23 protein-coding genes are annotated in these 25,744 nt (G+C 65.8%); 6 read left to right on the top strand and 17 right to left on the bottom strand.

The genetic code is table 11. The features are described from left to right. Positions 1-43: 43 nt before the first annotated feature. Genes HAH_RS08820 through HAH_RS08800 form a run of 5 tightly spaced genes read right to left on the bottom strand, consistent with a single transcriptional unit; the run spans position 44 to position 6,753 of the window. Positions 44-985, bottom strand: a complete 942-nt coding sequence (locus HAH_RS08820) for an AAA family ATPase (RefSeq protein ID WP_014040616.1) — start codon at positions 983-985, stop codon at positions 44-46. After that, on the bottom strand, positions 982-1,938 hold the full coding sequence (locus tag HAH_RS08815; RefSeq protein WP_014040615.1) for a DUF7502 family protein: 957 nt from the start codon (positions 1,936-1,938) through the stop codon (positions 982-984). Before HAH_RS08815 ends, HAH_RS08820 begins: the two co-directional genes overlap by 4 nt. Next, positions 1,938-2,597, bottom strand: a complete 660-nt coding sequence (locus HAH_RS08810) for a chromosome partition protein (RefSeq protein WP_014040614.1) — start codon at positions 2,595-2,597, stop codon at positions 1,938-1,940. The genes HAH_RS08815 and HAH_RS08810 overlap by 1 nt, the downstream gene beginning before the upstream one ends. Beyond that, a complete protein-coding gene (locus HAH_RS08805) occupies positions 2,594-4,960 on the bottom strand; it encodes a VWA domain-containing protein (protein ID WP_014040613.1) in 2,367 nt (788 codons plus the stop codon). The genes HAH_RS08810 and HAH_RS08805 overlap by 4 nt, the downstream gene beginning before the upstream one ends. Beyond that, positions 4,960-6,753 carry a vWA domain-containing protein gene (locus HAH_RS08800; protein WP_014040612.1) on the bottom strand — a complete coding sequence of 598 codons (1,794 nt, stop codon included), beginning with the start codon at positions 6,751-6,753 and terminating at the stop codon, positions 4,960-4,962. Before HAH_RS08800 ends, HAH_RS08805 begins: the two co-directional genes overlap by 1 nt. Before the next feature lie 306 nt (positions 6,754-7,059). Here HAH_RS08800 and HAH_RS08795 point away from each other — a divergent pair, with 306 nt between their 5' ends. The 6 genes from HAH_RS08795 to HAH_RS08770 all read left to right on the top strand — a co-directional run bounded on the left by HAH_RS08795 (position 7,060) and on the right by HAH_RS08770 (position 13,270). Further along, positions 7,060-7,698, top strand: coding sequence for a helix-turn-helix domain-containing protein (locus tag HAH_RS08795; protein ID WP_014040611.1), 639 nt, complete (start codon positions 7,060-7,062; stop codon positions 7,696-7,698). Between the two features lie 123 nt (positions 7,699-7,821). Beyond that, positions 7,822-8,064, top strand: a complete 243-nt coding sequence (locus HAH_RS08790; protein WP_008308761.1) for a 4Fe-4S ferredoxin N-terminal domain-containing protein — start codon at positions 7,822-7,824, stop codon at positions 8,062-8,064. Further along, complete coding sequence (locus HAH_RS08785; RefSeq protein WP_014040610.1) at positions 8,057-10,552, top strand: molybdopterin-dependent oxidoreductase; 2,496 nt, start codon at positions 8,057-8,059, stop codon at positions 10,550-10,552. Before HAH_RS08790 ends, HAH_RS08785 begins: the two co-directional genes overlap by 8 nt. Positions 10,553-10,554: 2 nt before the next feature. Further along, entirely contained in the window at positions 10,555-11,385 is an 831-nt protein-coding gene (gene dsrO, locus HAH_RS08780; RefSeq protein WP_014040609.1) for a sulfate reduction electron transfer complex DsrMKJOP subunit DsrO, read from the top strand. Beyond that, the gene (nrfD, locus tag HAH_RS08775) at positions 11,385-12,686 is read left to right on the top strand and encodes an NrfD/PsrC family molybdoenzyme membrane anchor subunit (RefSeq protein WP_014040608.1); all 1,302 of its coding nucleotides are present in this window, start codon (positions 11,385-11,387) and stop codon (positions 12,684-12,686) included. The genes dsrO and nrfD overlap by 1 nt, the downstream gene beginning before the upstream one ends. Continuing rightward, positions 12,683-13,270 carry a TorD/DmsD family molecular chaperone gene (locus HAH_RS08770; protein ID WP_014040607.1) on the top strand — a complete coding sequence of 196 codons (588 nt, stop codon included), beginning with the start codon at positions 12,683-12,685 and terminating at the stop codon, positions 13,268-13,270. Before nrfD ends, HAH_RS08770 begins: the two co-directional genes overlap by 4 nt. A gap of 226 nt (positions 13,271-13,496) precedes the next feature. Here the strand turns inward: HAH_RS08770 and HAH_RS08765 are convergent, their stop codons facing one another. From HAH_RS08765 to HAH_RS08710, 12 genes are all read right to left on the bottom strand, one after another. Beyond that, on the bottom strand, positions 13,497-14,129 hold the full coding sequence (locus HAH_RS08765; protein ID WP_014040606.1) for a trimeric intracellular cation channel family protein: 633 nt from the start codon (positions 14,127-14,129) through the stop codon (positions 13,497-13,499). Positions 14,130-14,301: 172 nt separating this feature from the next. Then, complete coding sequence (locus tag HAH_RS08760) at positions 14,302-15,540, bottom strand: P-loop NTPase (RefSeq protein ID WP_044951875.1); 1,239 nt, start codon at positions 15,538-15,540, stop codon at positions 14,302-14,304. 2 nt (positions 15,541-15,542) lie between these two features. Further along, positions 15,543-16,394 (bottom strand): HEAT repeat domain-containing protein, encoded by an 852-nt coding sequence (locus tag HAH_RS08755; RefSeq protein WP_014040604.1) that lies wholly within the window; start codon positions 16,392-16,394, stop codon positions 15,543-15,545. Then, positions 16,391-17,245, bottom strand: coding sequence for a hypothetical protein (locus HAH_RS08750; protein WP_014040603.1), 855 nt, complete (start codon positions 17,243-17,245; stop codon positions 16,391-16,393). The genes HAH_RS08755 and HAH_RS08750 overlap by 4 nt, the downstream gene beginning before the upstream one ends. Further along, positions 17,242-17,922: a molecular chaperone TorD family protein gene (locus HAH_RS08745; RefSeq protein WP_023843305.1), complete on the bottom strand. Its 681-nt coding sequence runs from the start codon at positions 17,920-17,922 to the stop codon at positions 17,242-17,244. The genes HAH_RS08750 and HAH_RS08745 overlap by 4 nt, the downstream gene beginning before the upstream one ends. Then, positions 17,922-18,755, bottom strand: coding sequence for an ethylbenzene dehydrogenase-related protein (locus HAH_RS08740; RefSeq protein WP_014040601.1), 834 nt, complete (start codon positions 18,753-18,755; stop codon positions 17,922-17,924). Before HAH_RS08740 ends, HAH_RS08745 begins: the two co-directional genes overlap by 1 nt. 92 nt (positions 18,756-18,847) lie before the next feature. Continuing rightward, entirely contained in the window at positions 18,848-19,924 is a 1,077-nt protein-coding gene (gene narH / locus HAH_RS08735; protein ID WP_014040600.1) for a nitrate reductase subunit beta, read from the bottom strand. Continuing rightward, a complete protein-coding gene (locus HAH_RS08730) occupies positions 19,921-22,779 on the bottom strand; it encodes a nitrate reductase subunit alpha (RefSeq protein WP_014040599.1) in 2,859 nt (952 codons plus the stop codon). The genes narH and HAH_RS08730 overlap by 4 nt, the downstream gene beginning before the upstream one ends. Further along, positions 22,772-22,954, bottom strand: coding sequence for a hypothetical protein (locus tag HAH_RS08725; RefSeq protein WP_014040598.1), 183 nt, complete (start codon positions 22,952-22,954; stop codon positions 22,772-22,774). The genes HAH_RS08730 and HAH_RS08725 overlap by 8 nt, the downstream gene beginning before the upstream one ends. Beyond that, entirely contained in the window at positions 22,951-24,345 is a 1,395-nt protein-coding gene (locus HAH_RS08720) for a cytochrome b (protein ID WP_014040597.1), read from the bottom strand. Before HAH_RS08720 ends, HAH_RS08725 begins: the two co-directional genes overlap by 4 nt. Then, positions 24,345-25,001 carry a QcrA and Rieske domain-containing protein gene (locus HAH_RS08715; protein ID WP_014040596.1) on the bottom strand — a complete coding sequence of 219 codons (657 nt, stop codon included), beginning with the start codon at positions 24,999-25,001 and terminating at the stop codon, positions 24,345-24,347. Before HAH_RS08715 ends, HAH_RS08720 begins: the two co-directional genes overlap by 1 nt. Beyond that, the gene (locus tag HAH_RS08710; RefSeq protein WP_007190101.1) at positions 24,998-25,573 is read right to left on the bottom strand and encodes a hypothetical protein; all 576 of its coding nucleotides are present in this window, start codon (positions 25,571-25,573) and stop codon (positions 24,998-25,000) included. Before HAH_RS08710 ends, HAH_RS08715 begins: the two co-directional genes overlap by 4 nt. Positions 25,574-25,744: the final 171 nt, after the last annotated feature.

Raw genomic sequence — 25,744 nt, 5'->3', positions numbered from 1 at the left:
CCCTCCCACGGGTCCGCCCGCCAGATTGCGTGCGTCGGGTGGCTCATCCCAGCAAGTCCGCGATGAGGTCGTCTGCCGTCCGGCCCTCGCGCTCGGCCCGGAAGTCCACGATAATCCGGTGCCGGAGGACGGGCGCGGCCAGCGCCTCGATATCCTCGCCCGTGACGTGCGAGCGGCCGTGGAGGAACGCCCGCGCCTTCGCCGTCTGGACGAGCGCCATGCTCGCCCGTGGGCTGGCCCCGAACTCGATGTCGTCGGCTTCACGCGTCCGGCGCACGAGCTGGACTGCCCGGTCGCGCAGGTCGTCGGCGATGGGCATCTCGCGGACCAGTTGCTGGATCTCCTGAATCTCCGGGCGGGTCAGCGAGCGTTCGACGGGGACCTGTTCTGCCCCGGCGGTGTACATGTCGACGATGGTCCGCTCCTCGTCGTAGTCGGGGTAGTCGACCAGCAGCTTCAGCATGAAGCGGTCGGTCTGGGCCTCCGGGAGCGCGTAGGTCCCCGACTGGTCGATGGGGTTCTGGGTCGCCAGGATAAAAAATGGGCGCGGCAGTTCGTAGGTCTCGCCAGCGGCGGTCACCTGCTTCTCCTGCATCGCCTCCAGCAGGGCGGCCTGTGTCTTCGGCGTCGCCCGGTTGATCTCGTCGGCCAGCACGACGTTGGCGAACACCGGCCCTTTCTCGAAGACGAACTCGCGGCCGCTGTCGGTCTCGCGGATGATCTCGGTCCCCGTGATGTCGGAGGGCATCAGGTCGGGCGTGTTCTGAATCCGGGAGAACTGGAGGTCGGTCACCTCCGCGACGGTCCGGACCATCGTCGTCTTCCCCAGTCCCGGGTTCGATTCGAGCAGGGCGTTGCCGTCGGCCAGGATACAGATGAGCAGTTGCTCCAGTACCTCCTCCTGACCGACGATCCGCGTGCCGATCTGTTCGCGTGCGTTCGCGATCTTCTGCTGTAGTTCGTCGATGTCGTGCTCTGAGCTCATGGGTCGGTGTCCTCGTCGTCCGTGTCTTGCTCTCGAATCCTGAGATTGTACTCGCGGATGAGGTCCGCGTCCTCGACGTCTTCCTGGCCGGCGAACCCGGCCTGCTGGCTGTCGACTGTGCCACTTCCACTTCCCGGCCCCCCGGTGTCCGACGACGACGGGAACGACTGGCTCCGGTCGATTTCCTCGTCGCCGCCCGTCGAATCAATCTCGGCGGTGAGGTTCTCGTCGCCCGCCTGCACGTCCTCGCTGTCGCCGAGTATCGCGTCGCCGTCTTCGAGCCCCTCGTACTCGCTGGGCCGGTCGTTCGGCGAGTCCGTCTCGACCGGGTCGCGGTCGAGTAGGCCGATGTCGACGACGGCCACCTGCACTGTCGCCAAGCTCAGCAGGATAACGACGATAAGCGTGCCGAGCAGCCGCCGGCTATCGACGAGCGCGACGCTCGAACTCCGTCTCAGACTCGCAAGCACGTCTTCGTAGAGCCGGGCCGCCATCCGCGTTTCGGCCCCGTCCTCGACCGCGTCCCGCGCCGTTCGGAGCGCGTCGGTGACGTTCGCGTTCGCCGCCTCGAACTGCTCGACGAGTGGCTGTCGGACCCGGTACAGATACTCGCCGACGAACCAGAGCGCGCCGACGACAATGCCGACGACTGCGCCCGTCGGGAACGATAGCGCAGGTATCGAGCGGCCGACAGCCGCCCCGACCGGGTCCGTCACCGCCGTCGGAACTGACAGCTGTGTCGGGAGTGCAGTCGGCGAGAGGACAGTCAGGAAGATGTTCACCAGGAGAAAGACCAACACCGCGTCGACGATGGCGTAGATGAACGCCGCCTTCTTGCCCTCGCGTCTGACCTCGGCGATGGCGTCGGCCATGCGTTCGCGTGCCTGTGCCCGTCCGTTTTCAGGCGGCTCTTCGTCGCCGTTTTCTCCGGTATCTGTGTCGGGGTCGTCCATTAGTAGTCCTCGCAGGTCGGGTCCGGTGTCTCCATCCTGTTACAGATGGTCTCGATATCGTCTCTCAGCGCTTCGTTCTGATTTTCGAGTTCATTGATTTCGCTTTCGAGGGTGTCGATCCGCGATTCCAGGCTGTCGATATCGTCCTGCAGGTCGGATACCTGCCCCTTCAGTTCGTTGCGTTCGTCCTCTAACTCCTCGTTTTCGGCCTCCAGATCGCCGATTGTCGTTTCGAGGTCATCGACTTCGTCCTCGAGAGTGTCGCGCTCGTCCCGAAGGTCGTCGACTGTCCCCTCCAGTTCATCGACGCGGCCCTCGCTCTGGCGGAGCGACTGCCGGGTCTCTGCCAACTGACTCTGCGTGGCGTTCAACTGCTCCTCTGTCTGGTTCAGGTTGGTCGCGACCTGATCGACATCCTCCGACCGCGTCTCCAGTCGCTCTTGGAGTTCCTCGACACGGGTCTGTGTGGATTCCAGTTTATTTCTGGTGTCGTCCAGGTTCCCCCGAAGTTCGGCGTTTTCCTGTCTGAGCTCCTGATTCTGCGAGCGAAGCTCGCTCGCGGAGTCCTGGTACAGCACCGTCGTTCCGCCGGTGCCGACCATCGAGAGGACGACGAACACCACGAGCCCGAGGTTGATCCGGCGGCCGATTGCGCTCACGGGAGACCACTCTCCAGGGAGGTGCGACCGCGGTACACTTGAACACGCCGGGCGACCACCTCGCCGGTGAACAGCAGGAGCGCGCCGAGCAAGGCGAGCCAGTCCCAGGTGTTCCGAACGGTCCGGACCCGGGTGGACTTCTGGCGCGCCTCTCTGGCTATCTGTTCGCCCTGGGCCGGGCTGAAGGTCTGCCCGCCCGTCGTTTCGACGAGCGCATCGAGGCTGTCACTCGGACCGAAGGCTCCGTACTCAACGGGGTAGTTCGCCGCGTACTCGGTGTCGAGTGCGGTCTGATACCCCGCCTCCCGAGGCGTGAACTCGCCGCGATACCGGCCGTCGCCGATCTGGCGGAAGGAGATGTTCGCCGCGTCCGGGCGGCTATCGCCCTGGTAGGTCAGCGTCGTTGGACGCCCCACACGAGCATCGCTGACCGCTGTGACGCCGGTCTGCGTGCGCATGGGGTCACCCACCGCGTAGTTGACCGACTTCGTGACGACCAGCGAGTCCGGCCGGTCGAGCAGGCCGCCCATCGTGTTGTCCGAGTCGTAGGCGGTGATCGAGACGACGCGGCCCAGCCCGAACCGCCAGGAGGCGATGGCCGGCTTCCCGTCCGCGGTGGCGACCTGGTAGTCGGCCCCGGGCTTGACCTGGACGTTGTTCGCCTGGCCGGGGTTCGCAGTCAGCTCGACGCCGGCGGTGATGAACGTGTCCTCCGTGACGATTGTGAGGTTCTCCCCCTGGTAGCGCCGCGAGGAGCCGCCAAAGAGGAGCCGCAGCCGCTCGGTCTCGTCGGCGGCGAAGTACGACCCGCCCGACTCGCTTGCGATCTGGCGCATCGTCGCGACGCCGACTCGCTTGCCGACACCGACCGAGACGACGCGGGTCCCTTCGCGGCCCAGTTGGTTGGCAACGGCCGCCGGCGGGCCGAGCCGGTCCTGGCCGTCACTGAGGAGGATGATCGTCCCTTCGCGGTCGCCAAGCAGTTCGTCGGCCCCCTGAAGCCCGACGGCGATATCCGTCGCGCCACCGCTTTCCAGCCGTCGTATCTTGTCGGCAGTCTCCGCCCGGTTCTGCCCGAGCGCTTGCATCTCCGAGACGCGATATGCGTTGTGGTTGAACGCGACGACGCCGACCTGGTTCTCGTCGCCGAGCTGGTCGAGCACGTCCAGGGCGACGGCTTTCTGTATCGAGAGGCCGCCCTCGGCGCTACCGGACACGTCGACGAGGATGACGATGTTCGACTCGCCTCCCGTCGCGTTCCCTACTCGGACAGGGAGCATCGAGGCCACTGATGACGTTTCGTAGCCGCCGTTCTCGTAGGCGTTGTCACCGCCCGCGACGACGAGCCCGCCGCCGTTGATGACGAAGTCCTGCAGCGCGGTGGCGTTCCCGATATTGCCCGACGGTGTGTCTTGCATGACGACGGCGGCGTAGTCGTCGAGGTCCGCCGGGACCGACGAGGCCGTCGAAACGTTGTACAGCGAGTCGAGGTAGTTCCGCAGGGGATACTCGCCCTGTGAGACGTACAGCACGTCGGGCTGTTCGACGACGCGGACGCTCTTGTAGAACACGTCGTTTCGCGCGTACTCGTCGTCGCCGGACAGCGTCGCAGTCACGCGGTGTGACCCGATTTCCTCGAACGTGTGGTCGACGGTGAGCGTGCCGTCCGGCCGGAGTTCTCCTTCAGTCACGCTCTCACCGTCGATAGTCACTTCGACGGGCACGGGCTCGAGGACGCTCACGCCCTGCATCGAGACGGTATACTGTGACTGGACGCCGCGGCTCACCGTCGACGGCCCCGCTATCGCCACGGCTCGCTCAGTGCGTGGCGACTGCGGGGTGACGCTGTGGACGGTCGCGTTGAGCCCGGCTGCGTCCTCGGCGGCTGTTGCCAGGCTCCGGCCCTCCGTGACGCGGCCGTCGGAGACGACGACGACCGTCCCGTTTGCTTGGAGATTTGCCGCCACGCCGTCGCCGATCCGCGAGTTCGACCCGCTGCCGATGGTCGCCCGTGTCACCGGGACGCCCTCGCTCTCGATATCCTGTACCAGCTCGTCGGTCGTGTTCGGATAGATACCCATGCTCGCGGATTCGTCTGTCAGCAGTGTCACGCCCGGTTCACCCGGCGTCTCGCGGGTCTGAACGGTGTACGGTTCCATCGCACCGAGGACGAGCAGGCAGACGATGAGCACGCGGCTGGCAAGCAGGAGCCGGCGGCTCCGGTTCGAGGCCGACCGCGGCCCACCGTCGCCACGCCGGACGAGATACGCGAGGAGGCCGACAGCGACCGGTAGGACGAGCAGCGGCCACAGGTGCTCGACACCGACGGTGAGTCCCTCCCTGAGGGTGTAGGACACCGCCATCAGAGGTCACCCCGTCGGCGCAGATAGCCGACCTCGGCCAGCGCAAGTATCAGCCCGCCCAGCGCGAAGTACTCGGTCAGCGGCTGTGGCACCGACCGCTGTTCGGTCCGGGTGAGGTTCCCGGCCGTCCCGGAGCGCTGGTCGAGCGCTCCGACGTTGGTGTTTGACTCGCCCTCGTCCAGCAGCGACGCGCTCACTTGCCGGCTCTCGCTTCGGTAGAGCCCGGCTCGCTGGAGCGGGACCGAGTTCCCGGAGACGGGGCCGGCCGGCCCCTCGACGGTGGTGTTACCGAACCGGACGGTCTCACCGGTCTCGTGGTTCAGCGCCGGGAGTTGTTCCCTGTCCGCCAGATAATACACCGCCCGCTTCCAGAACACGGGGTACTGGTAGTTGAACTTGAAGCTGGACCGGTCCTCGATGTAGCCGTAGTACATCACGCGGCCGCCGTTCCGATCCTCGGTCGCGATGAGCGGCGTCCCGTCCCCCAGTTGCACCTGGGCCGACCCGGAGCGCAGCGACCCGGAGATGTACTCGTCCGGTGGCTGGAAGTCGATGCCGCGGGTGAGCTGTGTCTGTGCCGTCTGGCCCACTGTCGCGCCCGCCCGGGTCTCGCCGGGCTCGATGAGGAGGAGGTCCCGGTACCGCTGTGGGAGGTCGTCCTGTGCCAGTACCGCCACGCCGCCACCGTCTTCGACCAGTTCGCGCCCGCTTTCGACGTTGCCGGGCAACAGTGAACTCTGGTCGACGTTGCTGTACAGGATGACGTCGTAGTTCTTCTGAATGGTCGTCGGCGGCTGGCTGACCGTCACGTTCACCCGGTCGACGACCGACAGCGCGGTGGTCAGGTACCGGTTCCGGTCGTTTGTCAGCACCAGTACGTCGACAGCCGCGTCCGCCGGTGCGGCGACGTAGACGCTGTCGTCAGTCGCGAAACTGTCGCCCGGGCTGAGCCGGGCCTCGCTCCCGCCGGCCGGGACCGGCATCGTCACCGAGCCAACGTCGTCGGGTCCGAGCTGCAGTTCTCGCTGGGTGTTGCCGAGCCGAACGGTCCGGGTGACGGTCGAGTCGCCGTAGTTTTTCACCGACAGCGTCACCGCCGAGCCGGAGAACCGGCGGTTGATGAAGCCGACGTTTGCGTCGCCGCCGCCGTCGAACTGCTGGAGGTCGACGGAGAGGCCGCGCCCGCGCGCTGAGGTGACTGCAGTGGTCCACTCCTCGCCCGCGAAGTCGCTCAGGACGACGATTCTGGCGTTCTCACCGGCGAGCGAGGCCGCCTGCGAGATAGCGCCGCTGAGCGCTCCCGGCGCGTCCGTCGGGCTGAGCCCGTCCAGCGTCCCCTGCGCCGCCGTCGGCGTACCACGCTGGAGCACGACCTCGCCGCCGTTGGTCGTCGTGACGACGGAGGTCGTTCCTGTTACTTCTTCTTGGGCGGCCGCGACGGCCCGCTGGAAGCGTGTCTGACCGTCGGCGTCGGTCTGCATGGACGCGCTGGTGTCCACGACGATGACCGTCTCCTCGACCGTCGCCCGCTCGGAGACGGTGACGTACGGCGTCGCCAGTCCGACCGCGAGCACCAGCACGACCAGTACCTGCAACAGCAGGAGGAGGCTCCGCGAGATCCGTTCGAGAAACGGCGTCGCTGACTGCTGGCGTTCTCCGGCGACGAGAAACTGGTACGTCGGCAGCGTGAGTTCCTGCGGGTCCGGTCGGATGAGATACAGCACCACTATCGGCACCGCCAGGAGGAGAGCCGCCAGTCCCAGGGGGGCAAGCAAAACGTCCGAGAGGACCATTGTCTGTGTATCAGGCGGAGGCGGCATTTATCTTGTGAATATAGTGACACCACCGTTCGGGCACCTGACGGCGGTGTCTCTCGGCCGACTCATCGCCGGCTATGGCCCAGCACAGCAGTACAGGCGGTTATTTTCGATCCTCCGATAGCAGACGAACGCTGTCACCGACGCAATGAGTGACGCCGCCGCGGCTTCGGGAGGCTCCATTCTCCACATAGAAGAACAGGTAGAATACGCCCGCAGTCTGCGGATTTCGGCGGCGATGACAAAACCCATTTAACCGCAGATAGTCGAGTGACAATCAGAATGGGACAATCCGAGAGCGGGCCTACAGGGGCGACATCGGGGACCGCGAAAGAACGAACCCTCAAGGTTCTGTTCGAAATTGAACTGCCCGATGACTGTTCGTGCCCCCTTTCGGATCCGGATGCAGACATCGAGAACGCTCAGAACCAGATCGACGACGGCGTCTGTCACGCCGAGGTGACTGTCACCGACGAGGCCGGTACCGAGCGGGTTCTCCACTCGACAAATCAGGTCGGGGACGCCTGTCTCTGTCTCGCCTTTAGCGAGGTCGGGTGTGTTCCACGAACCCAGCGCGTAGACGGTGACTCGCTTTTCATCGAGACGTACGTCTCAGACCGAAGCGTCATCAGCGAGCTAGTCGACCAGTTGGAATCGGCCGCGAAACGAGTGCGTCTGCGACGGCTGACATCCCGACAGGACGACGCGACCGAGTCGGAGCCCACTACAGTCGACCTCGCCTGTCTCACGACAAAACAGCGGGAAGCAGCGATACTCGCAGTGGACGAAGGGTACTATCAGACGCCCCGACAGACGACCCTCGACGAACTCGCGGCCACGCTCGACATCTCGAAATCCGCACTCTCTCAACGCCTGAACGCCGTCGAATCGAAACTCGCGACGGCCGCCTTCGACCCGTAGACTCGCCTTTTCGGGCTGGACGCACTGGCAGAGACTCCCGGTGACACTCCCGCCCGTATTTAAACCCCTTCACAATACAGCGCTCTCCCTACCGAGTTTCGAGGGTAATCGGTAACTAGAGCCATGAATGACCCACAGCAGCCGCGGTTGACGCCGATTGATGAGTGGGAAGACGAAGCAGCAGCGATGCTTGACGGCGTCGAGTACGACACTGATCTGGGGCTACGGATGGCTCGGGATGCGATTCGTGTCTCGAACGGAGAACTGAGCGACGCCGAATTCCACGAGAAGTATCACGAGGAGCTACTGGCAGAGTTCGGTGAAGACGAGCGGCCGACCAAACCTGAGGGATTCGACGATGACTGACGACGACGGCGTTTACCGACGTGACGTACTGAAAGCCAGCGGAGCGGCTGCTGCCCTCGGTCTTGGCGGGGGCGAGTTCTTCCAGACGCTGGTCGAAAGCGGAGACGGAACCGGGCCGTCCAACCGTGACTCCGGTATCGAGAGCTACGTCGGGCAAAACGAGGTCATCCAGACCGTCTGCTCGCCGAACTGTCGCGGGAAGTGCCCCATCGACGTCCACGTCCGCGACGGCCAGGTGAAGAAGGTCGAGCCACATCCGCCGGAAGACGAGCAGTACAAGCGGGCCTGTGTGCTCGGCCTCTCACACACCCAGCGTGTGTACGACCCGACGAGACTGAAGTACCCGATGAAGCGCACAGACTGGTCGCCCGACGAGCCAAACCCCGACGGACGCGGCCCGGATGCCGAGTTCGAGCGCGTCTCCTGGGACGAGGCACTCGACCTCGTCGCCGACAAGATGCAGTCGTTGAAAGCAGACTTCGGCCCAGAAAGTGTTCTCTTCCATGTGGGATTCGGGAATTACGGACAGTCCGGAACGGCGTTCAGCCGCCTGGCCTCTCTGTTCGGCTCGACCCAGCCTGCGTCCACAATTGACACGAACGTCGGCCGCGGCTTCAACCGTGTCACCGGGACCGGCTTCTACCTGCCCTCGACGAACGAAGCCGAAGACTGGGAGAACGCGAACACCATCATTGTCTGGGGGTCGGACCTCTTCTCCAGCCAGTTCCAGATGGACGCCTCGGAGGTGCTCGATGCCGTCGAGAACGGGGCGAAGCTCGTCGTGGTCGACCCAGTGTACACGACGACGGCATCGAAAGCCGACCTGTGGCTCCCGGTCAAACCCGGGAAAGACGTGCATCTCGCGCTTGCGATGATGCACACCGTCTTCGAGGACGGGACGTACGACGAACAGTTCCTTCGGCAGCGGACGACCGGTCCTGCGCTAGTCCGGAAAGATACCGGCGACCTGCTCAAGTCGAGCACTGTCTTCGACGACGGCAGTGATGATCAGGTCGTCGCTGTCGAACAGGGAAGTAACACGGCAGTCGAACTCGAACCCGAGACCGACGGCCCGTATGCGCTGTTCGGGGAGTTCACTGTCGACGGCATCGAGTGTGAGACGGCACTGACCAGACTTCGAGACCACGTAGCTGACTACGCGCCGTCGGAAGTCGCCGAGCAGACCGGTGTCGACGCGGAGAACATCCGCACTGCAGTCCGGTGGCTGGCGACTCGTGGCCCCGGTGGCATCGCCCCGAGCTACGCGCTCGGGCGGTACAAACACGGGCACATCTTCGGCCAGACCTATGCGATGCTGATGGGGCTGACCGGTGACTACGGCCGGCACGGAAACATCCACGCGCACCACTCCGGCGGTGCAACGCTCAGTACCGGCGGCTGGAGTACGCCCGAAGATGCTGATCCCGGACCATCGGTGCGCTTCTCCGACTACCCGGACGCGATGATCGACGGTGACCCGCACAAGGTCAGGGCCGTTTACTCAATCGAGTCGAACATGATGGGCAACCAGTTCCCGGACCGACAGCGGTTCAGAGAGGCTATCAAGAGCCTCGAGATGTTCGTCGTCGCGGACATGCATCACACGGATACGGTCCAGCATGCAGACATAATCTTCCCGGTCCCACACTGGTTCGAACAGGAGGACATCGTTTCCAGCTGGGGGTCCCATCCACACATCAGCTATCGACACAAGGTACAGGAGCCGATGTGGGAGGCTAGAGATGACTACTACGCGATCCGCGGGCTCGCGGAGCGACTTGGATTTGGTGATTACTTCCCGGAGACAAAACGCGAACTGCTCCGGGAACTCGCCAGCCGGGACGACGCCATCGACTTCGAGACGCTGTCCGAGCAGGGCACACAGAAGAAGCAGAACATTCCTATCGTCAAGTTCACCGATGCGTTCCCCACCGACACGGGGCGAATCAAGATGTACGACGACGACGCCCCGAGCGAGGAGGGCGTGACGTTCGACCTCCCGCGGCCACTCGAAGACCGGACAGCCGACGACTACGAGAAGGCCGACGAGTACCCGCTGATGTTCATGCAGAAGCACAGTCGGTTCCGCATCCACTCGCAGTACGAGATGCTGAACTGGGTGCGTGAGGTCAACCCCGAACCACAGCTGGACATCCATCCGTCGGATGCGAAGGCTCGCGGCATCGAGGACGGCGAGTACGTCCGGGTGCACAACGACCGCGGCGAGATGATCGTGAAGGCGAAGTACAACGAGGCGTTCCAGCCGGGGCTGGTAAACACTGACCAGGGATGGTGGTCACGCGACTACGTCGCGGGCCACCACAACGACCTCACGCACAACGAGGTCAGCGAGGTCGGCCAGACGATGGCGTTCTACGACGTCCGTGTCGAAGTCGAACCGGCCCCCGATGACGTCGATACGGACAAGTACGAAGCCGATAACCCGCGCGGGGCCGGTGCCGACGCACCGCGCGCAGGAGGTGACTAACAATGACGAACTACGGCCTAGTAATCGACCAGGAGCGGTGTATCGGCTGTCAGGCATGCGCAGTGTCGTGTAAACAGGAGAACAACGTCCCGATGGGGCAGTTCTGGAACCGCGTCCTGACGGAGGGCGGCGACAAGATTGACACCCCGTCCGGTGGCTATCCCGAAGACGGCGGCAGTGGCTCGCTGGACATGGAGTACCAGCCGACGGCGTGCCAACACTGCGAAAACGCGCCCTGTGTGAAGGTCTGTCCGGTCAACGCGACGTACACCCGGGACGACGGGATCGTCGAGATCGACTACGACAAGTGCATCGGCTGTCGCTACTGCATGGCGGCCTGCCCGTACAACGCACGGGTGTTCAACTGGGACGAACCCGAGCAGATGCCCGAGGAGGGGACGGGCGACGTTGCCGCCCGTCCACAGGGCGTCGTCGAGAAGTGTACGTTCTGTAGCCACCGCGTCGACGAGGGACTCGACCCGGCCTGTGTCGTCAACTGTCCGGCCGACGCACGCATCTTCGGCGACCTCGACGACGAGGGGAGTACCGTCTCGAAGTACATCAACGAGTACGAGACGGACCAGCTCCTCGAAGACCGCGGGACGAACCCGAAGACGCACTATCTCAGCGGCGAGATGAGTCCCGGCCGGCCGCAAACGTCGGATAAAATGGAGAGCGAACTCGACGATGTTTCTCCGTGGTCCGATGGAGCCGAGGACGTGCCGTCTGACGCCGACGGAAGCGACAGTAGCGACTCGGGTGGGAGCCCCCACTCCATCGAGGGTGATGCCGCTCCACACGTCCCGGCAGTGGGGTCCGGAGGTGATGACTGATGGCCGCTGACTCGTCACGGATCGCAATCCCGGCCTTCGGGACGAAAGGACGGCTGTGGCTCGGTCTGCTCGCAGCCCTCATGGTCGCTGGACTGGCAGCCTGGGGCTACCAACTCACCACGGGGCTGGTCGCCACGGGGATGCGCAACGTCTTCTCGTGGGGACTGTACATCATGATGTTCGTCCTGTTCGTCGGGCTGTCTGCCGGGGGACTCATCATCTCCAGTGCTCCGAAGTTCTTCCATTCACACCGCTACGAGGGATTCGCACGGCTCGGCGTGCTGGTCAGCCTCGCCTGTATCACCGTCGCAGGCCTGCTCATCCTCCCAGACATCGGGCGGCCCGAGCGACTCTACCAGTTTTTCACCTCGCCGGACTTCCGCTCGCCGATGGTGTGGGACTTCGGTATCGTCATCCTCTATGGCGTGCTAAACCTCTGGTATCTGTGGCTGCTGACCCGCCGCGACCTGGCCGCTCGCGGGTCGCGACTCGCACTGGGTGTTGCTGATACCGACGCTGGACGCGAGCGTGACCGCACGCTCATGTTCTGGACGGCAGCACTCGCTCTCCCGACCGCGGTCGCACTCCACTCGGTGACCGGGTGGATTTTCGCGACGCAGATCGGTCGGGGCGACTGGTTCAGCCCCCTCGTCGCACCGGTGTTCATCGCCAAGGCGCTCGTCTCCGGGCTCGGGCTGTTGCTGGTCGTGTCGGTACTCGCAGACCGACTCACGAACTACGAGGTCGACCGCGAGGAACTCACGAGTCTCGGGAAGATACTCGGCATCTTCCTCGCGCTTCACGTAGTGTACTTGCTCGCGGCCGAGCGACTGCCCCACGCCTGGGCGAACCACTTCGAGTTCTGGGCCATCACCAGTAGCTTCCTCATCGGCGAGTCCGTCTACTTCTGGCTCTGGACAGTCGTCGGCGGGGCGGTCCCGCTTGTCATGCTGATGATTCCATCGCTCCGGAAGCGCGTGTCGGTCATCTTCACCGCGAGCCTCCTCGCGGTATTCGGCACGATGTTCGAAGGGATCCGGCTGGTGTTCACGGGGTACGAAGTCGCTAACATCGCCCTCCCACCGGGTATCTCGACCGGTGGTGAGTATGCCGGCATCACGACGGACATCTGGGCGACTGCGGGGGCCTACACCCCGACGCTGGTCGAAGTGGCTGTCACCCTCGGTATCGTCGCCTTCGGCGCACTCATCGTCACGCTCGGCCTGAAATACGTGCCGATTCAGCGAGTCGAGAGACCCGAATCGTACGCGACTGACGGCGGTCGACAGGAGCGACAATGACCAGACAGACTGACGCTCCCGCCAAGCGTGAGCGGGCATCCGAGCGCGGCACAGACAGCGACGGATTCCGCTCGGATGTCGCGGCGACCTACGCCGTCCTCGCCGAATGCTGGCGGGAACCGACCGAACAGCTGGTCGAAGCCGTCGAGACCGGAGAGCTGGTCCCGGTGGTCGGCGACGTCGGCTCGGTTGACCTTCGCCGTCTCAACGCCGAGTACACCCGGCTGTTCATCGGGCCGGACGGGCCACCGTGTCCACCCTACGAGAGCGTCTATCGCGACGGGGACGACCCGGACGAACTCGGCCCGGTCAAGGGGCCAGCCACGATGGCTGTCGTACGCTGGTACCGGGAGTTCGGCGTCCAGCCCGCGGCCGACCATCCGGACCTCCCGGACCACATTGCGACCGAACTGGAGTTCGCCGCCTATCTGGCAGAAGCGGGCTTCGACGAACGGCTTGCCCAGTTCCGTACGGAGCACCTCGATGCGTGGGCTGACGAGTTCCTCGGGCACGTCGAGGCAGAGACACGCGAAGCGTTCTACGCGTCACTGGCGGCGACGACCCGGGAGGTGCTCGGTCAGTAGGGGATCTGCGGGGCACTGATCGGGTTCGTCGCGGCGGCCGACTTCCCCTCACCCATTTTCGCGGTCAATACGCGTTCAGAGTCGTGTGCGCCGTCAGCGACCAGTATCGCGACGAGTACGAGAGACAGCTCTCACAGGCGGTCCCACAGTCGGTCACAGCGACGAAGCCCAGCGGATGCAGGGGAGCGGGGCATGACAGACGGGAACCCGGAGCTGCGGCGTGGTTCTACTGTGTGTCGCGTCGTTCCCACGCCTGGACCGTCGGGAGCGACCACCCGCGACCGATGCCCAGCCCTCGGGCCAACAGCACCGCGAGCGCGCACCCGGCCGATGCCGCACCGGCCGCCGCGCCCAGCTGTGCCAGCGCCCAGAAGGCGAGGCCGCCGATGACGGCACAGGACGCGTAGAAGTCCTCGCGGAGGATGAACGGCGTCCGGCCCAGCAGCAGGTCCGATATCGCCCCGCCGCCGGCCGCGTTGACCGTCGCCAGCGCGACGACGGCAAACACCGGAAGGCCGGCCTGATGGCCCAGCAGCGCTCCGGTGGTCGTGAACGCCGCCAGCCCGATGGCGTCGGCCGTCAGGACGACCGGATGCTGGTGGCCGTCGTCGAGGAAATGCACGAACAGAACAGCGGCGGTGACACCAAGGAGTGATAGGGCGACCTCGCCGGGCGACTGCAGGGAGTTCGGAACGCGGTTCAACAGCAGGTCCCGCGTCGTCCCGCCACCCAGTGCCGTCATCACGCCGACGACCGTGACGCCGAACACGTCGTAGCGCTCCTCGACAGCCTTCGCCGCGCCGACGAACGCGAACCCGACCAGCCCGATAGCGTTCATCACCGCAAACGGGTCGGTCACGCTCCCCCTCCGGCCCGCTGGGACACGGCGCATGAGCGACCCCGAGCGAGTCGACCCGCTGTCACGAGTTTCGCGGTCATTATGCTACTACTACGGGTGCGGACAATTAGGCCTTTAGTCCTGCCCGCGAGGTATGTCCCTGGCTGTCACTGTCGACTGCCAGCGACCGTACTCACGGCTTGACCGTCTCCAGTACCCAGTCGGACGGTGTCGCTCGGCGGACCTCGAACGGGTCGAAGGCTTCTCGCGGGGCCTCCGCGAGTCGGCCCAGGAACTGCCCGACTGGCGTCGGGTCGCGGTCGCTGACGAGGACGAACGACTCGTCGCTGTCCAGTGCGGTGAACTGCTCTCGAACCAGATCCTTGCGTTCCTGTGGCGGCAGGCCCCGGATATCGGCGGTCGGGTCGACGCCCACCTCGCCGGCGGTGTCGAGGGCGTCGGACACGGCGTCGCCCAAATCGCTGACCGCGCTGGGCACGTCGCCGGGTGCTGGCGTCCCCTGCAGGTCGTGCGAGAACGGGAGGTCGGCCAGCACCTCGGCATCGAGGTCCGAAAGCGCGTCGCCCGTGAACAGATCGTTCGGTTCGCCACAGCAGTCACAGACGTACTCTGCCATGTTGACGACGGTTCCCAGGACCGGCACGTCGTTGTCGCGGAACAGTTCGACCGTCCGGCTGGTGTCGCTGACGCTGGCGTGAAACGGCGTCGTCACGACGACCACGCCGTCGACGGGGACCTCCTGCAGCGTCGTCAGCACCACGTCACCGGTTCCGGGGGGCAGGTCAAGCACCAGTATCTCGTCGTTGCGCCATGCGGTGTTCTCGAAGAGGTCCTCAAGCGCGTCGTGGGCCATCGCCCCGCGCCAGGCCAGCGGCGCGCCGCTTTCCATCAGGCCGACGCTCATCACGTCCATGTCGCCCGCCCGGACCGGGAGCGGGTCGCCCTCCTCGCTGGAGTGGACCGGGCCGCTCACCTCCAGCAGTTCGGGGACGTTCGGCCCGTGGATGTCGGCGTCGAACAGCGCCACGTCGTTGTCGGCGGCCAGCGCACAGGCCAGGTGCGTGGCGACCGTGGACTTGCCGACGCCGCCTTTCGCACTGGCGACGGCCACGACGTGGTCGAAGGACTCGACACCGGCCTGCCCCTCGCTCGATGGCGTCGTCCGTTCGACGTGGACGCTGTCGACGCCGTCCACGTCGTCGACCGCGTGGAGCATCGCCTGGACGACCTGCGTACTTGTCTGGCCGTCCAGCGCGGTCAGGTCGGCTTCGATGGTCACCTCGCCGTCGGCCGCGTCGATGTTCTCGACGAAGCCCGCGTCGAACACGGAGAGGTCGGCGTTCGGGTCGCGCACGTCTTGCAGTGCGGCTTCGATGCGGTCGGTCAGTGTGGTGGGCGTTCCGTCAGTCATCATCAGAGGTCGGGCATCCGATTGAGTCTGTCTTCACCGGGCAGCAGTCGGGCGTCGTTCTCCAGCGCACCACCGAACTGTCGGCGGAACCGTCCGGGGTCCACGTCGAGCGCCCGCTCGGCGGTCTGGCGGACCACGGTGGCCGGGTCGTCGGTGAGTTCCTGCAGTCGCTCGCGGGCGCGGTCCTCGTCGACGCCGCCGAGCATGTGGGCGGCCCACTCGCGGACCCGCTCGCTGTCGTCGCGGCTCTGCTCCAGCAGCAAGTCGGCCATTTCCTCCCCACGGAGTTTGAATAGCGAGATGGCCGCGTTGCGCCGGACCGCGTGGTGGTCGTCGTCGATTGCGGCCGCGATATCGTCCTCGTGGGCCTCGCGGTCGACGTTGTCGAGCGTGACGACGGCTTCCGCCCGGACCCACGGGTCGGAGTCGGAAAGCAGTTCCACCGCCACCGCAGCGGCCCGCTCGCCGCCGTGGGCCGTCAGCGCCTCGACGGCGAACTGGCGTACGTCGCTGTCGTCGTCGGTCGTTGCGGCGCGGGCCAGTGCCGCCACGATTTCGTCAGTGGACGCGCGGTCTTTGAGTTCGAGGGCGGCGCGCCGGCGGTCGGTCTTCGCGCCATGTTCGATGTCGGACAGCAGCGACGCCACCGCGTCGTCCTCGACGGGTTCGGTGTCGCTGGCGGCCAACTCTTCGGGTGTCGCCTCGCCGATGGTCACGTCCTCGCGGGATACTTCGATGTCTTCGAGCGCTTCGATGTCGGTGTGCAGGCCCGGACTGCGCTCGGGGTCGAGTTGGGGGTCCGGGTCCTCTTCGAGGTGCTTCTCGAACTCGTCGTCGTCGTGACAGCCCGTCATCGCTGGCCCTCCTGTGCGGTGAGGACGGCGATGCCGAGCGCGAACGGGAGCGCACGCGGGAGCGACGCCGGGACGCCCGCGAACGCGACCAGCGCGACGCCGGCGAGCAGCGACCATCGCCGCGTTCGGCTAGCCGCGCTGGCCGCCGTCACCGCACCGGCAGCGGCCAGTGCAACGACCGGCAGGCTCGTGCCGACGACGCCGGTTCCTGTGAGCGTGACCGCGCCGGTGACGAACGGGACGGCGCGACCGATACCGAAGACGACGGCGAAGGCGGCGAGTCCGCCGATCACCGCGCCCCAGTCCGCCGTCGACAGCGAGCGCCAGTCCGCCGCGGCGAATGCCGGCGTCGACGCGATCCCGAGCAGCGCCACAGTCGAGGCAACCGGACGGTGGTCCGTCCAGCCGCCGACGCCGCTGGCCAGCCCGATGCTCAGCGCCGCGACGAGCAGGGCGACTGCGGCGGCCGAAACGAGGTCCAGCCGCCGGCCTGCGACGGCGGCGACGGTCGCCGTCCCGAGGACGATTGCGGCGGCCGCCGGCAGTGCCGCCGCGCTACTGACCAGCGATAGCAGGCCGAACACGCCGACGAACAGCAGCCCGATGCCGGTGAGCGGGTCGGCGTCGGTGACGGCGACGGCGATAGCCGCGGCGGCGACGACGGCCGTGGACACGCCTGTCGCCAGGCCGGGCGAGACCGGAACGCCAGCGTATCCGGGCGCGTTGACGAACAGGACGGCGAGGTATCGAGCAGCGACCGCGACGGCCGCAGCGCCGACTGCCAGGTTCGCCAGCGAGTGGCTCCCGCCGTGCAGCAGCGGTCTGACTCGTTGTTGTAGCGCCGCCGTCATCGCTGGTCCTCCAGCCGTTCCGCGAGGTCGTTGCGGTCAGCGCGGACGAACGCCTCGAGCAGTTCGCCGAAGCCGCCGTAGATGTCGGTCCCGGGCTCGTCGGCCAGTCGGTCCGCGACGCCGGCCGCCGCGTGGCCGAGGTGGCGGTCATGGAAGTCCAGCCGAGCGATTGCGGCGTCCTCGCCGACGGCGGCTTCACGGCGGGCCAGATAGCCCGCGAACTCCAGCTCGTAGGTCAGCGCGTCGTGGTTGTCCCGCTCGTCCTGGTCGATTTCGAGGCCGTAGTGGCTGTAGGCCCGCGAGAGGTCGAGGTTCACGTCGTTCCAGGAGTGGTCCGGCCGGTATTTGGACTCGTACAGCGGGACCGGCGGCCCCTCCGCCTCCAGCGAGCCGTCGGTCCGGTCCGTGTACTCGCTGTAACCGAGTTCGAAGATGTCATTGTAGCGGGCCGCGAGCGTCTCGTAGTCGTCGTCGGTGGTGAGCGACGGGACGGACACGGCAAGGCCCGTCCGGTCGAGACACGCTCGCAAATCGGCTGCTAGCGTCCCGTCGGCCGCCGCGCTGTGGAACGACTCCTCGGGGTACTCGAACGCCTTGGCGAGCGTGGCGTACACCGCACCCCGGGCGGCGGCGTCCTCGTCGAGGTCGTCCATGGGGTCGGTTGGCGTGGTCGCCATCACTCGGCCCCCCGCGTGCGGTAGATGCCGAAGCTGGTGACGCCGACGACGGCGACGATGGCGATGCCGGCGACGGTCCACAGCAGCGTCTCGTAGGGCGGGCCCTGCGGGCCGCCGCTGAACGGGTAGTAGTGCCACTCGCTGACCGCTTTCTGGCCGGACCGCTCGCCGTTAGAGCCGTTCCAGACGGCGAAGGCCACGTCGAGATCACCGTCAGTCCGCAGGTCGGTCCGGTTCTCGCTCGGCGCGTCAAGCTGGCGCGAGTAGACCACCGTCCAAGTGGCGTTGCCGCCAGTGCCGCTGTGACTCGCGTTCGCCTGCACGGTTGGGTTCTCGAACGCTGTCGTCGAGCCAGCGCCGCCGGCCAGCAGTTCCTGGGTTCCGGTCGCTCCGCTCCAGTACCAGACGTTGACCCGGTTGTCCGGGCCGCCCATCGCTATCGGCGGCCGGGAGCTCGTGTTCGTCGGGAACTGGACCGCGACCGCGTCGGCGAACTCACGCGTGGCGCTAGCGTTCATGTCCTGTGTCGCGTCGTGCCACTCCAGCCGGACGTACAGTCGCTCATCAGTGCGAGCCGCCTGCACGTCGACTGTCTCGACGGACGTGTCGTCGGCGTTCGGGACGCTACTCGGGGCGCTCGCAAGCGGTACGTCCGAGGCCGGGACTTCTTCCCAGCCGTCGGCGTTCGGTTCGGCGAGGTCGGCCGTCGATACCTCGGAAACCGGGATTTCGTGTGCTGGCCGGGCGCTCACCATCGGCGCGGCCACCGTCGAGACGACGATGAGCGCCGAAAGCACCGCCGTGAGTGTGAGCGTGCGTCGGTGGTCAGTCATCGTTGACCACCCCCTGAGCACGCTCAGGGGCGGCCAACTGGGACCGCTCGCGGGCATCGCCCGCTCGCGTTTCCGAGCCGCGTAGCGGCTCGCTACTCATCTTCGAACACCTCCAGTCGGTACTGTTTGGCCGGGTTCTTGTCCTGAAGCAGTTCCATGAGCTCGCTGTCACCACCCTGTCGGACGCGCTGCCGGTGTGCGTCGATAGTGTCCAGCGCCTCGTCGACGCCGTCGCCGAACAGCTCTCGGAGGTACTGGCGTGGGATACGGTCGATGTCAACAGTCTCCCCGTCCTCCGTGTGCTGCCCGGGGGCAAAGGGCGGGATGTAGTAGACGTTCGGCTGCGTGCGGAACTCCGGATGGAGCGGGAGGGCCACTTCGTACTCATTGACGAGCTTGTGGATCGGTCCCTCCTCGTCGTCGAGGAAGCCGACCAGCCGGAGCTGGGGCGGGCACTCCTCGGCACAGGCCGGGGCGAACGTCTCCCCGTCGGGGCCTTCGCCTTCGATGCGGGGGTAACAGAAGATGCACTTCTCGGATTTCTTCGAGACAGTGTTGTAGTACACCTTCTTGTACGGACACCCCTCGACGCAGTAGCGGTAGCCCCGACAGCGCTCCTGGTCGACGAGGACGATGCCGTCCTCCTGGCGCTTGTACAGCGCCGAGCGTGGGCAGGCCTCGACACAGGAGGGATGGGTGCAGTGGTTGCAGATGCGAGGGAGGTAAAAGTAGTAGCTGTTGGGGTACTCGCCGGCCCCCTGGTCCTCGTCCCAGTTGGGCCCCCACTCCGCGCCCTCGCGGGGCCGCAGCGGCTCGTCGCTGCCCTCGTACATGATCTCCTCGTGGTTGAACTCCCAGGCGCGGCCGTAGTCCTCCTCGTCGGGGATCTCGCCGGGCGAGCGGTCCGAGTGCTCGCTCGACTCCCAGCCGCCCCCGGAGTCCTCCCAGCCCCGCGGGTAGCCCTCGCCGGGCTTGGTCTCGACGTTGTTCCAGTACATATACTCGCTGCCGCCGTCCTCCGTCCAGAGGTTCTTGCAGGCGATCGTACACGTCTGGCAGCCGATGCACTTGTTCAGGTCCATCACCATCGCGACCTGGTGGTCGACGCCGTCAGCGACGTTGACCAGCGTGTCCTCTTCGCCTTGGTCGTCCTGTTGGTCGGTACTCATTCGGTGTCACCTCCGGTGGGCCGCACGTCCACGCGCACGTCGCTGTTGACCCCGGTCGGCCCCCAGTAGTTCGGGAAGAAGTGCAGGTGTTCCCCGGTGTCTTCCGGGTACTGGACCAACTGCGTCGGCTTCATGTACATCGGGACGAGCGTGTTGAAGTTGTCCCGGTCGGGGTACTGGAACTTTTCCCAGGAGAAGAAGTGCCGAACGGTCCCCGGTTCGCTGGAGGGGTAGATTTTGGCCTGCACCTCTACCGCGCCGAGGTCGTTGTACACCTCCACGGTGTCGCCGTCCTCGATGCCGCGTTCTTCGGCGTCCTCGGGGTTGATGTACACCACCGGCTCCCCCCGCTGGAGCCTGAGCATCTTGGGGTCGTCGCGCCACGTCGAGTGGATGGACCAGCGACCGTGAGGCGTGTTGTACGACAGCGGGTAGTCCCCGCCGGTGTTCTCCGGCCCCTCCTTGTGGGTCGGGAGTTCCTCGCCGAGTTCGAGATACCAGTCGTGGTCGATGTAGTACTGCTGGCGGCCGGTGAAGGTCGGCCAGGGGTTCTTGTCGTGGACGTAGTCCTGCCACGGGACGTAGGCCTCGCCGTCCTTGATGTCCGAACTCCAGTGGTCGCCGGCTTCGAGGAACCGCTGTGGTTGCTCGTCGATGTCGTCGAAGGTTATCTGCTCGTCGCTACCCTCGGGGTTGGTCTCCTCGGAGTGTTCGAGGATGAACTCCGCCGCGGCTTTGTCTTCGACGAGCCCTTCTTCCTCGCCGGTCTCCCAGTCGCGGACGTAGTCGTCGTAGATGGTCGTGAGATCGATGGTTCGGTCGAACTTGCGGTCCTCGATCGGCTCGACACCGCGTTCCTGGGCGCGCTCTTGTATCTTCTCGGCGAGCAGGCGGAATATCTCCCAGTCGGTCTTGGCCTCGCCGAGCGGTTCGACGGCCGGCGTGAACGGGTGCACGTAGGTGTGCATGTCCGTCTCCGAGAGATCGTACTTCTCGTAGTGGCTGGCCGCCGGCAGGACGATGTCGGAGTACATCGCCGTCGAGTCCATCCGGAAGTTGATGTCGACGACGAGATCGAGTTTGGGCCAGAGCTGTTCTTCGAGGGCGACGTTGCCCTTGGCCTGGTTGAAGTAGTTCCCGCGCCAGACGAACATCGTGGACGGGTCCGGTCGGCTCCCGTTCTCGCGCTCCTCGGGGTAGACCGGCATCCATCCCTTGTCGATGGACTCGCGTATCTTCTCTGCGGTGTCCGGATCAGTGTTGTCGAGGATGCCCGCGTGGAAGTAGGTCCACAGCGTCGTCGGCACGCCGCGGACGTTTCCGGTCGGGAACGAGAGCACCTTCCAGCCGTGGAACGACCAGATCTTCTCCTGGCCCACGTAGTGGTCCAGTCCGGTGCCGGGGTCGCCGAGATTGCCCGTCAGCGTCACGAGCAACTGGATGGCGCGGTTGCCCAGGTCGTTGTGGTACCAATCGTTGACGCCCTTGCCGTGGATGATTTTCGCGGCGTCGGCCTCGGCGAACTCGCGGGCGACCCGCTGGTAGGTGTTCGTCCCAACGCCGGTCTCTTCGTGGACAACGTCCGGCGTGTACTGACTGAGTTCGTCAGTGAGGTTCTCCCAGACCGACCGGACCGCGACGCTGCCCTCGTCGGTGTCGACACTACGCTCGACCGAGAGCTGCGGGTCGAAGTCGAGTTCGATACTTAACGAGTAGTCCTTCTGGCCGTCCCGCTCGCCGAGCGAACCGGGTGCACGACGGAGGTTGCCGTCGGCGTCGACCATGACGAACACCTTGTCCGGGTCGTCGGCGTCCTCGGCGAGGCCGACCTCGCTCGCCCGGAGGAACTTGCCGGTGTCCTCCCGGACGAGCAGCGGCATGTCGGTCTGCTCTTTGAGGTGTTCCTCGTCGTGCAGCCCCTCGTCGACGATGGTCTGGGCCATGCCCAGCGCGAGCGCGGTGTCGCTGCCGCCGTGGGGCGAGAGCCACTCGTCGGTGTGGATGGCCGTCTGGGAGTAGTCGGTGAAGATACCGACCCGCTTTGCGCCCTCGTAGCCGGCGTCGAGGAAGTACTTCGCGTCGGGGATGCGCGTGACGTTGATGTTCGACCCCCAGGCGATGATGTAGTCAGAGTTGTGCCAGTCGGCGGATTCGGCGTTGTCCGTCTGGGTGCCCCAGGTGATCGGCTGTCCCGGGGGGAGGTCCGAGTACCAGTCGTAGAAGCTATGCGAGACGCCGCCCAGCAGATTGACGAGGCGGGAGCCGGAGGCGAACGACACCGGGCTCATCGCCGGAATCGGCGTGAACCCGGAGATGGCGTCGTACCGGCCCGCCTGCACCTCGTCGATGACGTGGTCGGCGATTTCGGTCAGCGCCTCGTCCCAGCTAATCCGCTCCCACTGGCCCTCGCCGCGCTCGCCGGTGCGGCGCAAGGGGTGGAGCACGCGCTGGTCGGCGTTGACGTAGTCCGTGTAACAGGCCCCTTTCTGGCACCCGCGCGGGTTCGGGTCGGGGAGGCTTTCGTCGAACGTCGGGTAGTCGCCGGCCTGTTCCTCGCGCCAGACCTGGCCGTCCTTGACGTAGACGTTCCACGAACAGGAGCCGGTGCAGTTGACGCTGTGGGTCGAGCGGGCGACGGAGTCCCAGTCCCACTCGTCGCGGTAGAGGTCCTCCCAGTCCCGATACGGATACGACCCGATGGGGTCGTCGACCGCTTCGAGGCCGTCCATGCCGTCGTCGGCGAAGGACAGCCCCGTCGCGCCAAGCAGCGACGCGGCTCCGAGACCGCGCACGAAGTCGCGGCGACTGATTCCCGCACTGTCCGTTTCGTCGTCAGTCAGGTCGTTTCTACTCATTGGTTATGAACACTGTCGCAGTCGCGCAGGCAACCCCGACGATAGCCAGCGCGATGCCGGTCGGCGTGCTGCCGCCGACTTCGAGGCCGGCGGCGACCAGTACGAGGCCGACCAGCTTGCTCGTCGTATCCAGCAGGCGATACTGCCGCTCAGTCAGTTTGATGCTCGCAGTCATCCGTTCTCCTCCGATTCGGTGCTAGCCGTTCTCTCGTCTACTGCACCACCGTCAGCGGCTACGTCGCCCTCCTGTGACGGCGTGGGCTCGCCGTCCCGCAACAGTAGGTACGTGATGCCGCCGAAGACGGGTGGGATGACGAGCAGCGCCGCCGTCAGGATGGGGTTGACCACGTTCGTCGTCGTTCCGAGCACCTGGTCCGCGAGAATGTTGTTCATCCCCGCAATCGAGGCAATCATGATGAACGCGACGGCGGCCACGCCCACACCGGTCTGCCAGGCCCGGTCCAGCGGGTCCGCGGTGAAGTGAGTCGGCTCCGTCCGGTCGATGAACGGCCAGAGGGCGACCGCGGCAAACACCAGCCCCGGGAGGACGATGCCGCCGATGAACTCCCCGTTGATGTGGGCCGGGCCGACGTTGAAGCTGATCTGTGGCAGGAGCTTCAGGAAGCCGTACACCCACATCAGAAACCAGTCCGGCATGATGAGTTCCGGCGTGGCCGCGGGGTCGTTCGGGCCGTACTCAGCGACGTTGTGGACCGGGAGCAGGCCCGCAAGTGCCGACAGCGTCGCCGCGGTGACGAAGAACACCACCGCGGAGACGGCGGCCTGGTTCGGGAACGCCGGCAGGCCGATGATGATGTCGTCGTCCTCCTCGTCGACGGACTGACGGCCGCCGGTCACGTCGCCGTCCCGCGGGGCCTCGGTGTGTTTCTGCCTGATGAGGATGGCCATGTGGACGGCTAAGCCCACGGCGATAGCCGCCGGTATCACGAGAACGTGCAGGAAGTACAGCCGCGGGATGGTGGCGCTGCTGGGGAACTCACCCCCGAACACCACTTGGCCGAGGAAATCACCTAACAGGGGTATGGATATCGTGAGGTTGTAACCGATACTCGTCGCTGTGGCGGCGAACTCGTCGAACGGCAGCGCGTAGCCGGTGTAGGCCGCGCCCATCGAGAGCGCTGCCAGGCCGGTGCCGACGATCCAGTTCGGCTCCCGGGGGTTGCGGTACGCGCCGGTGAAAAACACCCGTAACATGTGCAATCCGATGGAGGCGACGAAGAGGTGGGCCGCCCAGTGGTGGAGTCGGCGGATGAACATCCCGAACGGCACATCGTAGGTGATATGTAGCACCGAGACGAACGCCTCGGGCATCTCCTCGCCCTGGAACTTCTGGACGCTGCCGTCGTACTCCACATCGGAGGTCGAGGGCTCGAAAAAGAACCCGAGGAAGACCCCCGACAGGATCAGGAGGAGGAAACAGAACAGCGCCACCTCGCCCAGCAGGAACGAGTCCTCGGCCGGGAACGCCTTGCCGAGGAACGTCTGGCCGTTCTCCAGGTCGAGGCGCGTGTCGAACCAGTCGTAGACGGCTTTGGCGCGGGACATTATCCACCTCCGGGGCCGACTGGCCCCTCAAAGTCCCCGGTGGCGACGAGGAACCCGTCGCTGGTCACCGTGATCGGAAGCTGCGGGAGCGGTCGTCCCGGCGGGCCGCCACTGACCGCCGCCCCTTCCAGGACGTTGAACTTCCCGAAGTGACAGGGGCAGACGACGAGGTCGTCCTCCCGGTCCGACACCATACAGCCGGCGTGGGTACACACTTTCGAGAAGGCAGCGTACCCGCTGACGGTGAACCCTTCTGCGATGTCGCTGCCGTAGTCGGACTCGGCGTAGCGTACCAGTAGCGTCGGGGCATCCTCGATGCCGGGCCGGGGCTCCGGGAAGACCGTTATGTGTTCGCCTTCGGAGAGTCGCTCCTCGGTGATGCGCTCGCCCTCGCTGTCGACGAGGTGGATGCCGTCGGAGTACACCGGTCCCTTGTACCCCCGCTCGAACACCTGCGTGGTGCTGGCAAGCGGCGCGGTGAGGCTGGCGACGGCAGTCAGGCCGCCGACGGTCGCGAGGAACTTCGCGAAGTCCCTGCGACGGAGTTCCGCGCGGGCGTCCCCGTACAGCGTCGGGGACGTACCGGTGGCCCCCTCACACGAGCAGTCATCGCCCTGTTCCTCGTCGTCGTCATCGGGTTTCGGATAGTCTATCATTCGTGCCCCCTGATCTCGGCGACTTCGACGTGTGGCATGAACCAGGCGTAGTACGCGACCGTCGAGAGCGCGAGCGAGAGGAACATCCCGGTCGCGTACAGCCCGAAGTACTGGGTGCGGGCGAGCGTGAGGTACTCGCCGGTGAACAGCGCTGCGAAGACGATAGACAGGACCGTCAGCCCGCTCATGGCGACGAGTCCCTCTATGGCGTCCGAGGCGTCGTGGTACTCGACGACCCAGCGGTGCTCCGTGTTGAGCCACGGTAACGAGACGGTCCCGCCGTCGGTGACCGGCTCGGCGTCGTCAGGCGGCCGGACCGCCCTGTTCATGAACTGGTGGGCGGCCGTCAGCACGCCCACGAGACCGAACAGGGCGACCCAGACGACGACACCGACCTGGCTCGGTGACAGCTTGTTCGGCGTCTCTACTGGGCTTTCGAGCGGCCGGATGTCGCTGACGCTCTCGTCGATAGCGATTTCTTCCGACGGTGGCTCGCCGTGTAAAGCGACGTACCACATCGGCAGCAACACCGCTGTTATCAACAGACCGATGAGTATCGTGTTGCGTCTCATAATCTTGTGTTATCTCGGTTCGCCAGCGATTCGAACGGCTGCGCTGTGTCGCTGTGTTCGGGGTTTGTCCCAGAACCCGGATGAACTGCCAGCCCGACATCTTAGGCCCATTATATGGCGGTTTTTTATACGAACATGTTCGCCTGCCCTTTCTTATGGAGGCCGGCCCAT

Origin of the sequence: Haloarcula hispanica ATCC 33960 (assembly GCF_000223905.1) — an archaeon.
Lineage (GTDB): Archaea > Halobacteriota > Halobacteria > Halobacteriales > Haloarculaceae > Haloarcula > Haloarcula hispanica.
Note: the sequence above shows the minus strand (reverse complement) of the source record. Positions and strands in the feature narration are given on the sequence as shown.

Excerpts from the sequence above, each read along its gene's own strand:
- HAH_RS08820 (WP_014040616.1), bottom strand. The coding sequence starts at position 985 with ATGAGCTCAGAGCACGACATCGACGAACTACAGCAGAAGATCGCGAAC.
- HAH_RS08815 (WP_014040615.1), bottom strand. The coding sequence starts at position 1,938 with ATGGACGACCCCGACACAGATACCGGAGAAAACGGCGACGAAGAGCCG.
- HAH_RS08805 (WP_014040613.1), bottom strand. The coding sequence starts at position 4,960 with ATGGCGGTGTCCTACACCCTCAGGGAGGGACTCACCGTCGGTGTCGAG.
- HAH_RS08800 (WP_014040612.1), bottom strand. The coding sequence starts at position 6,753 with ATGGTCCTCTCGGACGTTTTGCTTGCCCCCCTGGGACTGGCGGCTCTC.
- HAH_RS08795 (WP_014040611.1), top strand. The coding sequence starts at position 7,060 with ATGGGACAATCCGAGAGCGGGCCTACAGGGGCGACATCGGGGACCGCG.
- HAH_RS08790 (WP_008308761.1), top strand. The coding sequence starts at position 7,822 with ATGAATGACCCACAGCAGCCGCGGTTGACGCCGATTGATGAGTGGGAA.
- HAH_RS08785 (WP_014040610.1), top strand. The coding sequence starts at position 8,057 with ATGACTGACGACGACGGCGTTTACCGACGTGACGTACTGAAAGCCAGC.
- dsrO (WP_014040609.1), top strand. The coding sequence starts at position 10,555 with ATGACGAACTACGGCCTAGTAATCGACCAGGAGCGGTGTATCGGCTGT.
- nrfD (WP_014040608.1), top strand. The coding sequence starts at position 11,385 with ATGGCCGCTGACTCGTCACGGATCGCAATCCCGGCCTTCGGGACGAAA.
- HAH_RS08770 (WP_014040607.1), top strand. The coding sequence starts at position 12,683 with ATGACCAGACAGACTGACGCTCCCGCCAAGCGTGAGCGGGCATCCGAG.
- HAH_RS08760 (WP_044951875.1), bottom strand. The coding sequence starts at position 15,540 with ATGACTGACGGAACGCCCACCACACTGACCGACCGCATCGAAGCCGCA.
- HAH_RS08755 (WP_014040604.1), bottom strand. The coding sequence starts at position 16,394 with ATGACGGGCTGTCACGACGACGACGAGTTCGAGAAGCACCTCGAAGAG.
- HAH_RS08750 (WP_014040603.1), bottom strand. The coding sequence starts at position 17,245 with ATGACGGCGGCGCTACAACAACGAGTCAGACCGCTGCTGCACGGCGGG.
- HAH_RS08745 (WP_023843305.1), bottom strand. The coding sequence starts at position 17,922 with ATGGCGACCACGCCAACCGACCCCATGGACGACCTCGACGAGGACGCC.
- HAH_RS08740 (WP_014040601.1), bottom strand. The coding sequence starts at position 18,755 with ATGACTGACCACCGACGCACGCTCACACTCACGGCGGTGCTTTCGGCG.
- narH (WP_014040600.1), bottom strand. The coding sequence starts at position 19,924 with ATGAGTACCGACCAACAGGACGACCAAGGCGAAGAGGACACGCTGGTC.
- HAH_RS08730 (WP_014040599.1), bottom strand. The coding sequence starts at position 22,779 with ATGAGTAGAAACGACCTGACTGACGACGAAACGGACAGTGCGGGAATC.
- HAH_RS08725 (WP_014040598.1), bottom strand. The coding sequence starts at position 22,954 with ATGACTGCGAGCATCAAACTGACTGAGCGGCAGTATCGCCTGCTGGAT.
- HAH_RS08720 (WP_014040597.1), bottom strand. The coding sequence starts at position 24,345 with ATGTCCCGCGCCAAAGCCGTCTACGACTGGTTCGACACGCGCCTCGAC.
- HAH_RS08715 (WP_014040596.1), bottom strand. The coding sequence starts at position 25,001 with ATGATAGACTATCCGAAACCCGATGACGACGACGAGGAACAGGGCGAT.
- HAH_RS08710 (WP_007190101.1), bottom strand. The coding sequence starts at position 25,573 with ATGAGACGCAACACGATACTCATCGGTCTGTTGATAACAGCGGTGTTG.